The 13,714-nt window shown below is 73.1% G+C and carries 11 protein-coding genes; all 11 read right to left on the bottom strand.

The window, feature by feature from the left end; translation table 11 throughout:
* Window positions 1–242: 242 nt before the first annotated feature.
* On the bottom strand, window positions 243–977 hold the full coding sequence (locus ASC64_RS04450; protein WP_056906342.1) for a cell division protein FtsQ/DivIB: 735 nt from the start codon (window positions 975–977) through the stop codon (window positions 243–245).
* Window positions 978–2,390, bottom strand: a complete 1,413-nt coding sequence (gene murC / locus ASC64_RS04445) for a UDP-N-acetylmuramate--L-alanine ligase (RefSeq protein ID WP_056906341.1) — start codon at window positions 2,388–2,390, stop codon at window positions 978–980. It abuts the gene before it with no gap.
* Window positions 2,387–3,469 (bottom strand): undecaprenyldiphospho-muramoylpentapeptide beta-N-acetylglucosaminyltransferase, encoded by a 1,083-nt coding sequence (gene murG / locus ASC64_RS04440; RefSeq protein ID WP_056906340.1) that lies wholly within the window; start codon window positions 3,467–3,469, stop codon window positions 2,387–2,389. Before murG ends, murC begins: the two co-directional genes overlap by 4 nt.
* Window positions 3,470–3,479: 10 nt before the next feature.
* Window positions 3,480–4,751: a putative lipid II flippase FtsW gene (gene ftsW, locus ASC64_RS04435; RefSeq protein WP_056906339.1), complete on the bottom strand. Its 1,272-nt coding sequence runs from the start codon at window positions 4,749–4,751 to the stop codon at window positions 3,480–3,482.
* 35 nt (window positions 4,752–4,786) lie between these two features.
* Window positions 4,787–6,253, bottom strand: coding sequence for a UDP-N-acetylmuramoyl-L-alanine--D-glutamate ligase (gene murD, locus ASC64_RS04430; RefSeq protein ID WP_056906338.1), 1,467 nt, complete (start codon window positions 6,251–6,253; stop codon window positions 4,787–4,789).
* A complete protein-coding gene (mraY, locus tag ASC64_RS04425) occupies window positions 6,250–7,362 on the bottom strand; it encodes a phospho-N-acetylmuramoyl-pentapeptide-transferase (RefSeq protein ID WP_056906337.1) in 1,113 nt (370 codons plus the stop codon). The genes murD and mraY overlap by 4 nt, the downstream gene beginning before the upstream one ends.
* A complete protein-coding gene (locus ASC64_RS04420) occupies window positions 7,359–8,741 on the bottom strand; it encodes a UDP-N-acetylmuramoyl-tripeptide--D-alanyl-D-alanine ligase (protein ID WP_235563527.1) in 1,383 nt (460 codons plus the stop codon). The genes mraY and ASC64_RS04420 overlap by 4 nt, the downstream gene beginning before the upstream one ends.
* A gap of 5 nt (window positions 8,742–8,746) precedes the next feature.
* Window positions 8,747–10,276: a UDP-N-acetylmuramoyl-L-alanyl-D-glutamate--2,6-diaminopimelate ligase gene (locus ASC64_RS04415; protein WP_056906335.1), complete on the bottom strand. Its 1,530-nt coding sequence runs from the start codon at window positions 10,274–10,276 to the stop codon at window positions 8,747–8,749.
* 17 nt (window positions 10,277–10,293) lie between these two features.
* Window positions 10,294–12,066, bottom strand: a complete 1,773-nt coding sequence (locus ASC64_RS04410) for a peptidoglycan D,D-transpeptidase FtsI family protein (RefSeq protein ID WP_235563525.1) — start codon at window positions 12,064–12,066, stop codon at window positions 10,294–10,296.
* Window positions 12,067–12,154: 88 nt separating this feature from the next.
* A complete protein-coding gene (locus tag ASC64_RS04405) occupies window positions 12,155–12,727 on the bottom strand; it encodes a hypothetical protein (RefSeq protein WP_056906334.1) in 573 nt (190 codons plus the stop codon).
* Entirely contained in the window at window positions 12,724–13,713 is a 990-nt protein-coding gene (gene rsmH / locus ASC64_RS04400; RefSeq protein WP_056906333.1) for a 16S rRNA (cytosine(1402)-N(4))-methyltransferase RsmH, read from the bottom strand. Before rsmH ends, ASC64_RS04405 begins: the two co-directional genes overlap by 4 nt.
* Window position 13,714: the final 1 nt, after the last annotated feature.

The following is a 13,714-nucleotide window of genomic DNA, read 5'->3' as shown; positions in this document are numbered from 1 at the left end:
ACCCCCGGGATCCGCGGAACCCTAACCGTGAACCTGAGGGTTATAGTTATGTCAACCTCGTCGTTGGCACGACCATAGGCAGCGCGCGACACCTGGCTGTGGCAACACGCCCGGCGCGGCGTGCATTTCTGGTTCCGTCTGTCGGTAGTCCACCGGGAAGTGGCTGTCCGCCCGGCCCCACGACGACCACAGGCCGGTGGACCACCCCGGCCGTACGTCGGTGGACCACCCCGGCGGTCGCGTCAGCGGACGGTGGGGTTCCCGGGGACGCTGACGTCGTACACGGTCGCCTTCTGCGCGGCGAGGAGACGGTCGACCACCTCGGCCTTGAGCTCGGACTGCTCCGCGCTCCCCCACAGCACCTGGCGCTGGTCGCGCATGACCAGGGTGATCTGGTCGACCGTGGCGACCTCGACGTGGTCGACGCGGGTGGCCAGGTCCTCGGGCAGCGCCGAGACCACGGTGGCGGCCTCCTTGAGCGCGTCGGTGCCCGCGCTGCTGCCGGGGCGGACGCGGGGCATCCCCTTCGGCGCGGTCTTGTAGTCGCGGAACACCACGCCGTCGGCGTCGAGGCCGCGCAGCCGGCCGGCCAGCTCCACGACGGCGACGGCGGTGCGCTCGACGATCTGGATGCGTACGGCGTCGGGCCAGGTGCGCGTCACGTCGACGGACTTCACCTCGGCGAGCGATCCGACACGCGCGTCGGCGCGGGCGAGGTCGACCAGCGCGAGCTGCTCGCCGAGCGGGATGTCGGCGATCTCGCGGACCCGGCCGTCACTGAGCAAGTCGTTGCCGACGACCTCCACGCGCTTCACCTGCAAGGTGGCGGAGAAGAACACGAGCCACACCGACGTCGCCAGCACTCCGACGACCAGCACGAAGGCCAGGACGTAGCGCAGCGAGAGCCAGCGGCGGGCCCACTGCCGGCGCGCGAACCGTCGCCGGGTGCGCCTCGCGGCGCGCTCCTCGTCCTCCACTCAGGCACCCCCGAGGAGCGCGAGCACCTGCGGGCCCACGCCCGTGACGTCGCCCGCCCCCAGGGTGATGACGAGGTCGCCCGGACGGGCCCGGTCGGCGAGCGCCCGGGCCGCGGCGTCGAGCCCGTCGACGTAGGCGACCCGCTCCGCGGGAAGGGGTACGGCGTCGGCGACGAGGCGGCCGGTCACCGCAGGGTCGGGGTCCTCGCGGGCGACGTAGACGTCGAGCACCACGACCTCGTCGGCCGCGCCGAGCGCCTGACCCATCGCCTCGCCGAAGATGCGGGTGCGCGAGACGAGGTGCGGCTGGAAGGCGGCGACCACGCGGCCTGCGCCGGCCAGCGCACGCGCGGCCTCGAGGTCGCCGCGGATCTCGACGGGGTGGTGGGCGTAGGAGTCGTAGACGCGCACGCCGCCGACCTCGCCCTTGAGCTCCATGCGACGCCCGGTGCCGGTGAACTGCCCCAGGCCGTCGGCCAGGGCGTCGAAGCCGAAGCCGAGCCGCAGGCCCATGGCCAGCGCGGCGACGGCGTCGAGGACGTAGTGGCGTCCCGGGATGCGCAACCGGAGGTCGCCGAGGTCCGCGCCGTCGCGCGAGACGCGGCACGAGGAGGTCGAGCCTGCGAGCGCGAGGTCGTGGATGCGCAGGTCGGCGTCGGGCGACTCCCCCACGGTGACGACCTCGAGGCCCTGCGCGCGGGCCGTGGCGGCGAGCCGGGCGGCGCCGGGGTCGTCGACCACGCAGACCAGGAAGCCGTCGCGGTCGACGGTGTCGGCGAAGTCGTCGAAGGCTCGGTGGTAGGCCTCCTCGGTGCCCCAGTTGTCGAGGTGGTCGGCCTCCACGTTGGTGACGATGGCCGCGTGGGGCCGGTAGACGAGGAACGCGCCGTCGCTCTCGTCGGCCTCGGCAACGAACAGGTCGTCGCCGCCCGCGTCGGCGTTGCGGCCGGTCGCGGTGAGCACCCCGCCCACGGCGTACGACGGATCGGCGCCGGCGGCCAGCAGGGCCGAGGTGAGCAGCCCGGTGGTCGTCGTCTTGCCGTGCGTGCCGGCGACCGCGAGCACGCGCGAGCCCGCCATGACCGCGGCCAGCCCGGCCGAGCGCGGCAGGACCCGCAGGCCGCGTCGCCGGGCCTCGAGCACCTCGGGGTTGTCGTCGCGCGCAGCGGTGGTGACCACGAGCGTGTCGACGTCGCCGACGTGGGCGGCGGCGTAGCCGAGGTGGCAGGTGACCCCGAGCTCGCGCAGGGCCGGCAGGAACGGGGTGTCGTGGTCGTCGCTGCCGGTGACCGTGATGCCGCGGGCGGCCATGATGCGGGCGATCGCGGAGATGCCGGCGCCGCCGATGCCGACGCAGTGGACCCGGCCCAGCTCCGCCGCGGGAAGGATCTCGTCGGGGACCGCGATCCTCACGATGCCTTCTCCGCCGCGGCGTCGAGGATGATCCGGGCGAGCTTCTCGTCGGCGTCGAGCGGGATCACCCCGCGGGCCGCCGCGCCCATCCGGGCGAGACGCTCGCGGTCGGCCAGCAGGCCGGGGACGCTGGCAGCGACCCACTCGGGGGTGAGCGCGCCGTCGGCGACGAGGAGGCCACCGCCCGCGTCGACCACGGGCCGGGCGTTGAGCGCCTGCTCGCCGTTGCCGATCGGCAGCGGGACGTAGACGGCAGGGAGCCCGACGCCGGAGACCTCGGTGACGGTGTTGCTGCCGGCGCGGCAGAGCACGGCGTCGGCTGCGGCGTAGGCGAGGTCCATCCGGTCGACGTAGGTGAGCACGACGTAGGGCACGTCGCCCGACGGCACCGTGAGCTCGTTCTTCGGACCCACGACGTGGAGCACCTGCACCCCGGCGTCGGCGAGCGCCCCGGCAGCGCCGGAGACCGCGGCGTTGATCCGCGCCGCGCCCTGCGACCCGCCGGTCACCAGGAGGGTCGGCAGGTCGTCGCGCAGGCCGAACGTGGTCAACGCCTCGGCGCGCAGGGCGTCGCGGTCCATCGTCGAGACCAGGCGACGGATGGGCAGTCCGGTGCAGACCGCGTGCGCGAGCTCGGTGTCGGGGAAGCTCGTCGCCACGTGGGTGGTCATCCGCGCGCCGAGCCTGTTGGCGATGCCGGGGATGGCGTTGCCCTCGTGCACGACGATCGGCAGGCGGCGCGTGCGCGCGGCGAGGTAGGCGGGGACCGAGACGTAGCCGCCGAAGCCGACGACGACGTCGGGGCGGACCCGGTCGACGACCTCGAGCGCGGCCCGGCGCGCGGCGCGCAGCCGCGCCGGCGTGCGGAGCAGGTCGGCGCTGGGACGGCGCGGCAGCGGCACACGCGGCACGACCTCCAGCGGCAGGCCGGCCGCCGGGACGAGTCGCGCCTCGAGGCCCTCACGGGTGCCGAGGCAGACGATGTCGGTCGCCGGGTCCAGCCGGCGCAGTGCGTCGGCCGTGGCGAGCAGGGGTGAGGTGTGGCCGGCGGAGCCGCCGCCGGCGAGGAGAACGCGCATCAGGCCAAATCTAGCGGCGGAGGTCGGACATGGACGCAGCGGAGAGGCCCGCCGAGCGGTTGCGCTTGCGGGCGGCCAGCGCGGCAGCCGCCTCCGGCTCGCGGCGCGCGAAGCCGATGACGAGCCCCAGCGCGACCAGCGAGGGCACGAGGGCCGACCCGCCGTAGGACACGATGGGCAGCGGGATGCCGATGACCGGCAGCACGGCGAGCACCATGCCGACGTTGATCATCATCTGGCCGAGCAGCCACACCACGATCCCGAAGGTGGCGTAGCGGACGAACGGGTCCTCGGTGCTCAGCGCGACGCGGATCGCGGCATAGGCGATGGTGAAGAACAGCAGCACCACGAGCATCGTGCCGACGAGGCCGAGCTCCTCGCCGAGCACCGCGAAGATGAAGTCGGTGTGCGCCTCGGGCAGGTCGCCCCACTTCTGGGTCGACGCGCCGATGCCCTGGCCGAACCAGCCCCCGCTGGACAGGGCGTAGAGCCCGTGGGCCGGCTGCCAGCCGGCGTTGGTGTAGTCCTTGAACGGGTCGGTGAAGTGCGTGATGCGCTGGAGGCGCTCGGGGTCGGTGGCGGCGAGCGCCACCGCGGCGACGCCGAGCACCGACAGGCTCAGTCCGAAGAGCCGCAGGGGCGCACCGACCACCCAGAGCATCCCGAGCAGGATCGCGGCGAGCACCATCGCAGTGCCGAGGTCGTGACCGACGAGCACCAGCCCGATGACGGCGAAGAGACCGGGCACCACGGGCACCAGCAGGTGGTGCAGCTCGCGGAGGCGGCGCTCCTTGTGGGCGTAGATGTTGGCCGCCCACAGCACGATCGCGAGCTTGGCGATCTCGGCGGGCTGGATCTGGACGGGACCGATGGCCAGCCAGTTCTTGTTGCCGTTGACCAGCACGCCGAACCGGGCGACCAGGCCGAGCAGCACGAGCGCCGCGAGGAAGCTGGGGTAGGCCAGCCGGCGGATGTGCTTGATCGGCATCCGGGAGGCGACCCAGGCGGCGGGCACGCCGAGAGCGACCCACATCAGCTGCCGCTTCACCACGGCGTAGGAGTCGCCGTAGGTGAGGTAGGAGCGCACACTGGATGCGCTGAGCACCATGATCACGCCGATGGTGAGCAGCAGCGCGGACGCGCCGAGCAGGAGGTAGTAGGAGGCGAGCGGCTTGTCGAGCGCGTCGCGCACCGAGCGCCACCCGGCGACGATCCCGGAGCCGAGCGGTGCACGCGACCGGCGAGGCACCCCTCCGACGTCCTCGGGGTTCGCGGTGGTCATCGCTCGCGCTCCCCTCGGGTCGGTGTCGGTCGGTGTCAGGCGGTGCTGTCCAGGTGGGCGTGCACGGCCGCCGCGAACGCGTCGCCGCGGGCGCCGTAGTTGGTGAACATGTCCATGGACGCGCATCCCGGCGCCAGCAGCACGGTGTCGCCAGTCCTGGCGAGCCCGGCGGCCGCGTCGACCACGCGCTCCATCGGAGCACCAGTCTCGTCGGCGCCCACATCGATGACCGGCACATCGGGCGCGTGTCGCGAAAGAGCGTCGGCGATGACCTGGCGGTCCTTCCCAAGCAGCACGACGCCGCGCAGCCGATCGCGGACCGCGAGCACCAGGTCGTCGAAGCGGGCGCCCTTGGCCAGCCCGCCGGCGACCCAGACGACGGGGTCGTAGGCGGCGAGCGACGACTGGGCGGCGTGCGGGTTGGTGGCCTTGGAGTCGTCGACCCACGTGATGCCGTCCGCCTCCGCCACCCGTGCGATGCGGTGGCCGTCGGGGGCGAAGGCCCTCAGCCCGTCGCGCACGGCCTGCTGGCTGACGCCGTGGGCCCGCGCGAGCGCGGCCGCGGCCAGCGCGTTGGCGACGAAGTGCGGGGCAGGTGACGCCAGGTCACCGATGGTGCACAGCTCGGCGGCGCTGGTGGAGCGCTCCTCGATGAACGCGCGGTCGACGAGGAGGTCATCGACCACGCCGAGGTTGCCCGGCGACGGCGTGCCGAGGGTGAAGCCGACCGCGCGGGCGCCCTCGACGACGTCGGCCTCGCGGACCATCTCCTCGGTCGCGGGGTCGGCCAGGTTGTAGACGCAGGCACGCTGGACGCGCTCGTAGACGCGGGCCTTGTCGGCGGCGTAGTCGCGCATGCCGTCGGGGCCGTCGTACCAGTCGAGGTGGTCCTCGGCGAGGTTGAGGACCACCGCGGACTCGGCCGACATCGACCACGTGTAGTGGAGCTGGAAGCTCGAGAGCTCGACCGCGAGCACGTCGTAGGGCTCGGGGTCCATGACGGCCTCGACGATCGGCAGACCGACGTTGCCCACCGCCGCGGCACGGAGGCCGGCAGCCGTGAGGATGGACTGCAGCATCTGCACCGTCGTGGTCTTGCCGTTGGTGCCGGTCACCGCCAGCCAGGGCGCGGGCTGCTCGGGGTCGCGCAGCCGCCAGGCCAGCTCGACCTCGCCCCACACCGGGATGCCGCGCTCCGTGGCCTGCGCCAGCAGCGGCGCGGACGGCTTCCAGCCGGGCGAGGTGACGACGAGGTCCACGTCGTCGGGCAGCACGGCCGTGGCGCCGGGCTCGAGGCGCACCGTCGCGCCGAGGGTCTCCAGCAGCTGCGCCTTCTCGGCCTTCTCGGCGCTGGTGGCGTCGTCGAGCGCGGTCACCTGCGCCCCGAGGAAGAGCAGGTTGTCGGCGGCCGCGAAGCCGGAGACGCCGAACCCGGCGACCACGACCCGGACGCCGGACCAGTCGCTCGTGCGGCCGAGCGCGTCGATGTCGTGGGTGGTCATCCGATTCCGGCGACCCACTCGGCGTAGAAGATGCCGAGGCCGGTGGCCACGGCGAGGCCGGTGATGATCCAGAAGCGGATGACGATCGTCACCTGCTCCCAGCCGAGCATCTCGAAGTGGTGGTGGAGCGGGGTCATCCGGAAGACGCGGTGCCCGGGCTGCACCTTGAAGATGCTGCGGAAGAGCCCACTGGCGCGGCTCACCTTGAAGACCGACACCTGGATCATCACCGAGAGCGTGACCGCGACGAACAGGCCGCCGATGACGACCAGCAGCAGCTCGGTGCGGGTCATGATGGCGAAGCCCGCCATCGCCCCGCCCAGCGCGAGCGACCCGGTGTCGCCCATGATGATCTGGGCCGGCGAGGCGTTCCACCACAGGAAGCCGAAGCACGCGCCGGTGATGGCGGCGGCGACCACGGCGAGGTCGAGCGGGTCGCGCACCTCGTAGCACTTGGCGCCGGCCTCGAGCGCGCAGGACTGGCTGTTCTGCCAGATGTTGACCAGCGTGTAGGCGGCGAAGACCAGGATCGACGACCCGGCTGCGAGGCCGTCGAGGCCGTCGGTCAGGTTCACGGCGTTGCTGAAGCCGGTGACGAAGAACCACACGAGCACCATCGCGAGCACGATCGGCAGGGCGAAGCCCTCGTAGTCGCGGATGAAGGAGATGTGGGCCGAGGCCGGCCGCCAGCCGCGCTCGTCCTCGAGCGCCGGCGACAGCGCCAGGAAGCCGAAGACGACCGCGACGAGCGTCTGGCCGATCATCTTGGCGCGGCTGCGCAGGCCCAGGTTGTGCTGCCGGCTCACCTTGAGGAAGTCGTCGAGGAACCCGACGGTGCCCAGGCCCACGAAGAGGAACAGCAGCAGCAGGGCCGATGCGGTCGGCGCCGCTCCGGTGACGACCTTGGCGGCGACGTAGCCCACGACGGTGGCCAGCACGATCACCGCGCCGCCCATGGTGGGCGTGCCGCGCTTGGTGTGGTGGGTCGTGGGTCCGTCGTCGCGGATCGGCTGACCGAAGCCCTGCCGCGTGAAGAACCGGATCGCGTAGCGCGTGCCGAGGAGCGAGATCAGCAGGGAGAGTCCTCCTCCGACCAGGATGGCCCTCATCTCGTGCTTCTCCCTTCATCCTCCTGTGCGAGGAGCTCGTCGGCGATCACTTCCAGCGCAGCCCCCCGTGATGCCTTCACCAGGACGACATCAGCAGCCGAGACATTGTGCCGCAGCCAGTCCGACGCCGCGTCACGCCCCGCCGTGGGGATGGCCACACCGCTCGGACCGGCCGCCTCGAACCCGGCCGCGATGGCAGCCGCGGCGGACCCGACGGCGACGAGCACGTCGACACCGGCCTGCGCGGCGTACGCCCCGACGCCGGTGTGGGCGTCGGCGGACCCGGGCCCGAGCTCCAGCATCTCGCCGAGCACCGCGACCGTACGCCGACCGCTGCGCGCGCCGACGTCCGCGAGCGTGTCGAGCGCGGCCTTCATCGACTCGGGATTGGCGTTGTAGGCGTCGTTGACGACGACCAGCCCGTCGGGGCGCTCGCGCAGCTCCATGCGCCATCGGCTCGTGGGCATCGCGTCGCAGAGCGCGTCGGCGACGGTGTCGAGGTCGAGCCCCGCGGCCAGGGCCATCGCCGCGGCCGCCGCGGCGTTGCGCCACTGGTAGGTGCCGACCTGGGCGAGGTGGACGGTCGCGCCGCTGCCGCGGTGGCGCAGCTCGAAGGACAGCCGGCCGAGCTCGTCGCTGGTCACCTCGCCGACGGCGACGTCGGCCCCGGCGCCGCCGAAGGTCATCACCTGCGCGTCGGTCCGCGACGCCATCGGGACGACGAGGTCGTCGTCGGCGTTGAGCACGGCCGTGCCGTCGGCGCCCAGGGCCTCGACGATCTCGCCCTTGGCCCGCGCGATCGCCTCGCGACTGCCGAACTCGCCGATGTGGGCGGTGCCGACGTTGAGGACGGCGGCGACGTGCGGCGGCGCGATCGCGCACAGGTCGGCGATGTGCCCGACGCCCCGCGCGCCCATCTCGACGACGAGGTAGGTCGTCTCCGGCGTGGCCCGCAGCACCGTCAGGGGCACGCCGAGCTCGTTGTTGAAGTTGCCGCGCGTGGCCACGGTGGGACCGGCCTCGCCCAGCACGTGGGCGAGGTAGTCCTTCGTGCCGGTCTTGCCCTGGGATCCGGTCATCGCGAGGACGACGACGTCCGGGAGCCGGTCGAGGACGTGGCGGGCCAGCAGGCCCAGCGCGGCCGTGACGTCGTCGACCACCACGGTGGGCAGGTCGGTGGGTCGGCTGCCGAGGACCGCGACAGCGCCGGCCTCACCTGCGGCGGCGGCGAGGTCGTGGCCGTCGACGCGCTCCCCCGCGACCGCGACGAAGAGGCCACCGGGCTCGGGCGTGCGGGTGTCGAGGAAGGCCCCGCCGGTGACGGTCGCCTCGCCGTGGGCGACTCCCCCGACCGCCTCCGCGACCTCGGCCAGTGTCATCTCGATCACCGGACCACGTCCCCTCGGCCCAGGATCTCCTCGGACGCGACCACCCGGTCGTCGAACGGGTGCACCTCGCCGTGGACCTCCTGGCCCGTCTCGTGGCCCTTGCCGGCGACGAGCACGACGTCGCCGGGCTCGGCGCGCAGCACCGCCTCGCGGATGGCGAGACGCCGGTCGCCGATCTCGAGCACCTCGGCACGGCCGCCGTGCGCCCCTGCGAGCACCGCGGCCCGGATGGCCGCAGGGTCCTCGGTGCGCGGGTTGTCGTCGGTGACGATCACCAGGTCCGCGAGCCGGGCGGCGATCTCGCCCATCACCGGACGCTTCAGGGTGTCGCGGTCCCCGCCAGCCCCCACCACGACCACCACCTTGCCCTGGGTCAGCGGTCGCAGGGTGGTGAGCACCGCCTCGAGGGCGTCGGGCTTGTGGGCGTAGTCGACGACCACGGAGTAGGGCTGCCCCTCCGCCACCTGCTCGAGACGACCGGGCACGCCGCCGACGCGCGCGATGCCGTCAGCCACCAGGGCCGGGTCGAGCCCGGCCAGCGCCGCGGAGGCGATCGCGGCCAGGGCGTTGGAGACGTTGAACTCGCCGGGGATGTTCACCCCGGCCGCCACCTCGACGCCGGGCCCGACGACCGTGAAGGACGCGCCCGCCGGCGACAGCACCACGTCGGTCGCCCGCCAGTCGGCGTCCTGCCCCCGGGAGGAGTACGTCGACATCGGCACGGTCGCCACGTCGAGGAGCCGGCGGCCGAAGTCGTCGTCGACGTTGGTCAGGCCGACCCGGGCGCGCTCGGGCGTGAAGAGGCTGGCCTTGGCGGCGAAGTAGTCGTCGAGGTCGGCGTGGAAGTCCAGGTGGTCGCGACCGAGGTTGAGGAAGGTCGCGACGTCGAACACGACACCGTCGACCCGACCGAGCACCAGCGCGTGGCTGGAGACCTCCATCGCGCAGGTGTCGACGCCCCGCTCGCGCATCACCGCGAAGAGGCCGTGCAGGTCGGGCGCCTCCGGGGTGGTGAGCTGGGTCTTGACCGCCTCGCCGGCGATGCGGGTGCCGACCGTGCCGATCACCGCGGACGTGACGCCCGAGGCGGTGAGGCCCTGCTCGAGCACCCGGGTGGTGGTGGTCTTGCCCTGGGTGCCGGTCACGCCGATGGTCCGCAGGCCGGTGGCAGGGTCGCCGTAGAGGTGGGCGGCCAGGACGCCGAGCACCCGCCGCGGCTCGGGCACCACGATCGCGGCGGTGCCGTCCGGCAGGCGGTCGAGGCCGGCCGGGTCGGTCAGCACGCCCACCGCACCGGCGGCCAGGGCCTGTGCGGCGAAGTCGGCGCCGTGCGCACGCGTGCCCGGGAGGGCGGCGTACAGGTCACCGGGCCGAACGCGTGCGGTGCTCAGCGAGATGCCGGACACGGCGACGTCGAGGTCGCCGTGGACCGCGACGTCGGTGGTGCCACCCAGCCACGCGGCGAGCTCGCTCGCCGGGATCGAGGGCGCCGACCGGGGCCGGGTCGGGCTCGTTGACGCATCCACCGAGCGAGGGTATCGACTCACCACTCGACGGGGAGACGGGACGGCTTGCCGTTGGTGGGCTCCACGCCGTAGCGACCCAGGACGTAGCCCATGATCCGCGAGAAGACCGGGCCTGCCACCGAGCCACCGCCACCGTCGACCTGCGGGGCGTGGATGACGACGTAGACGGTGAAGCGGGCGTCGTCGGCCGGCGCGAAGCCGCCGAACGACAGCGAGGTGCTGCCGTCGTAGAGGCCCGTGACCGGGTTGACCCGCTGCGCCGTGCCGGTCTTGCCGGCGACGAGGTAGCCCGGCACCTGGGCCCGGGGCGCGACGCCGTCCTCGGGGTCGACGACCTTCTCCATCATCTTCGCGGTTGCGCGGGCGGCCTCCTTGCTGACCACGCGGGTGCGGGTGGCGACGTCCGTGCCGACGACGACACCGTCGTCGGTGACGGCCCGGCCCGAGATCAGGCTGGGCGCCACGCGGACGCCTCCGTTGGCGATCGCGTTGACCGCGGCCGCCATCTGCAGCACGTTGACCGACACCGACTGACCGAAGGCGACGCGGTCCTTGGTCTGCGAGGTCATCTGGTCGCCGGGGGTGAGGATGCCGGCGGTCTCGCCGCGGACGCCGACGTCGGTGCGCTGGCCGAGGCCGAACTTGCGCAGGTAGTCGACCAGCTGCGGAGGCGTGAAGGCGTCGGCCGCGAGCACGGTGCCGATGTTCGACGACTGCGCGATGATGCCGGCGAGCGTCAGCCGGATCGGGCCGTGGTCCCACCAGTCGCCGATCACCCGGTCCTGACGGGCCAGGTTCGGCGGCACCTTGAACTTCTGGCGCGGGAAGGCCTTGCCGGCATCGATCAGCGACGAGACGGTGAGGACCTTCTCCACGGAGCCGGGCTCGTAGGTCTCGCTCATCGCCCGCGAGCCGAGGTCCTCCTCCTTCGCGTCGGCCGGGTGGTTGGCGTCGAACGTCGGCACGTCGGCCAGCGCGAGCGTCTCACCGGTGCGGGTGTCGAGCACGACGGCCGACCCGCTCGCCGCCTTGTACTGGGCGACGGTCTGGGCGAGGACCTTCTGGGTGAACCACTGGAGGTCGCGGTCGATGGTGGTGCGCAGCGGCGCGCCGTCCTTCGGCTCCTTGGTCGTGCTCTCGCGCAGCGGGATGCGCACGCTCTTGCTGGAGGACGACTGCCAGGTGGCCTCGCCGTCGGTGCCGGCCAGCTGCTTGTCGAAGGTGCGCTCGAAGCCGCCGAGGGGCTCGTCGGTACCCATGTAGCCGATCAGGTTGGCGGCGACGTCGCCCGCGGGGTAGTCGCGGATCGGGTCGTCGTCGGTGCCCACGCCGGTGTAGCCGAGCTCCTCAAGCTCGGCGACGGTGTCGGTGGCCAGCGTGCTGGGCACCCGGCGGGCGATGTACTCGTACCGGCTGCCGTCGTGGCGTCCGCGCAGGGCGGTCAGCGTCTTGAAGTAGTCGACGGAGAGCCGGTCGGAGAGCAGCCGCGCGATCTCGGGCGCCTTGTCGGCCGTGAGCGACGGGTCGGCGAAGACGACCTTGCCCTTGATCGAGTCGGCCAGGGGGATGCCGTTGCGGTCGAGGATGTCGCCGCGCTCGGCCAGCAGCGGCACCCGCACCGCGCCCTCGGACGCGGCCATGGCGGCGTACGAGCGCGGGTCGACGCCCTGGAGCTGCACCAGCCGGGCGCCGAAGAAGGACAGCACCATCGCGATGAGCACGAATCCGATGCGCAGGCGCAGCATGGGTGCGCCGCGCGACGCGCCACGCCTGGTGCGGGTGCTGGGCACTGCTCTCCCTCTCTCCCGGCTCCACCGGTCGGTGGCTCCTGACGACATTTCTACAGCGGGACCGGGGTCGATCCGCGCCTCCGCGCCGTCACCGGCTGCGGTTCTTCCGCTGCTTCTGCCTGCCGTCGGTGGCGCGCTGCTTCGCGTCGGTCGTGGTCGGCGGCACCTCGGTGGTGGTCGCGGGGACCTTTACGATCGTCGGGTCGGGCGCGAGGACCTTCGGCTTGATCGGCGCCGGCGGGAGCAGCTGGATCGCGTTTTCCCGGGTGGCCGGGGTGCGGACCCCGCTGGTCTTGCCGGTCTTCAGGTCGAGGAACACCGGCGCGCTCGGGATGACCATGCCCATCTGCTGCGCCTCCGTCGCCACGCGCTGCGGGTTGCGCAGCTCGTCGAGCTCCATGCGCAGCGTCTGCTCGCGGGCCGCCAGGGTGTCCGCCTGCTCCTCGAGGTTGGACGCTGCGAAGGACGCCTGCTGCATCGAGGTGTTGAACAGCAGCAGCCCGACAATGCCACCGACCAGCACCAGGCTGACCAGCGTCACGAACGGCACCCGCGGGGCCCGCGTGCGCATCCGCGGGACGACGGTCAGGCGCGCCTTGTCGACGGCCTCCTGGGCGATCCGGGTGACACGGGTACGTGCCTGCAGGGCGGGACTGCTCATCTGACGGCTCCCTGGGGAAGAGGGGAAGTGGACGGGGAGGCGGGACGGATGCGCTCGACGGCGCGCAGCCGCACGGAGGCGGCACGGGGGTTCTCGGCGATCTCGCGCTCGTCGGCCCGCTCGGCACCGCGGGTGACCAGGCGCAGGGCCGGCTCGGCGCCCTCGGGGACGAAGGGCAGGTCCGGCGGCACGTCGAGCCGGGTGGCGTCGGCGAAGGCACGCTTGACCAGGCGGTCCTCCAGCGAGTGGTAGGACTCCACCACCACGCGGCCGCCGACGCCGATGACGGCGATCGCCTCCGGGATGGCACGGCGCAGCACGGCGAGCTCGTCGTTGACCGCCATCCGCAGCGCCTGGAAGGTGCGCTTGGCCGGGTGGCCACCGGTACGCCGGGCAGGCGCCGGGATGGTGGCGTAGAGCAGCTCGACCAGGTCGGCGCTCGTCGTGAACGGGGTCGACTCGCGGCGGCGTACGACCTCGCGGGCGATCCTGCTGGCGAACTTCTCCTCGCCGTACTCGCGCAGGATGCGGGTGAGCTCCTGGGCGGAGGCGGTGTTGAGGAGCTCGGCCGCCGTGTGGCCGGTGGTCGGGTCCATCCGCATGTCGAGCGGTGCGTCCTCGGCGTAGGCGAAGCCGCGGTCGCGCACGTCGAGCTGCATCGAGGAGACGCCGAGGTCGAAGAAGACGGCGTCGACGTGGTCGAGGCCGAGGCTGCCGACGACCTCCAGGAGCTCGTCGTAGACCGCGTGCACGGCCATGAAGCGCTCGCCGTAGGGCGCGAGCCGCTCGGTCGACATCTCGAGGGCGGCCGGGTCGCGGTCGATGCCGATGACCCGTGCCTGCGGGCAGCGCTCGAGGACCGCCTCGCTGTGGCCGCCGAGGCCGAGCGTGCAGTCGACGTAGACGGAGCCGTCGGCCTCGAGCGCAGGGCTCAGCAGGGCGACGACCCGGTCGAGGAGCACCGGGGCGTGGCGGGGAGTCGTCATG

This window comes from Nocardioides sp. Root122 (assembly GCF_001425025.1).
Taxonomy (GTDB): Bacteria; Actinomycetota; Actinomycetes; order Propionibacteriales; family Nocardioidaceae; genus Nocardioides.
This window is presented reverse-complemented; position numbering and strand designations above follow the sequence as displayed.

Bases quoted from the DNA above. Each gene is read 5' to 3' on its own strand.
- murG (WP_056906340.1), bottom strand. From the start codon at position 3,469: ATGCGCGTTCTCCTCGCCGGCGGCGGCTCCGCCGGCCACACCTCACCC.
- ftsW (WP_056906339.1), bottom strand. From the start codon at position 4,751: ATGACCACCGCGAACCCCGAGGACGTCGGAGGGGTGCCTCGCCGGTCG.
- murD (WP_056906338.1), bottom strand. From the start codon at position 6,253: ATGACCACCCACGACATCGACGCGCTCGGCCGCACGAGCGACTGGTCC.
- mraY (WP_056906337.1), bottom strand. From the start codon at position 7,362: ATGAGGGCCATCCTGGTCGGAGGAGGACTCTCCCTGCTGATCTCGCTC.
- ASC64_RS04420 (WP_235563527.1), bottom strand. From the start codon at position 8,741: ATGACACTGGCCGAGGTCGCGGAGGCGGTCGGGGGAGTCGCCCACGGC.
- ASC64_RS04405 (WP_056906334.1), bottom strand. From the start codon at position 12,727: ATGAGCAGTCCCGCCCTGCAGGCACGTACCCGTGTCACCCGGATCGCC.
- rsmH (WP_056906333.1), bottom strand. From the start codon at position 13,713: ATGACGACTCCCCGCCACGCCCCGGTGCTCCTCGACCGGGTCGTCGCC.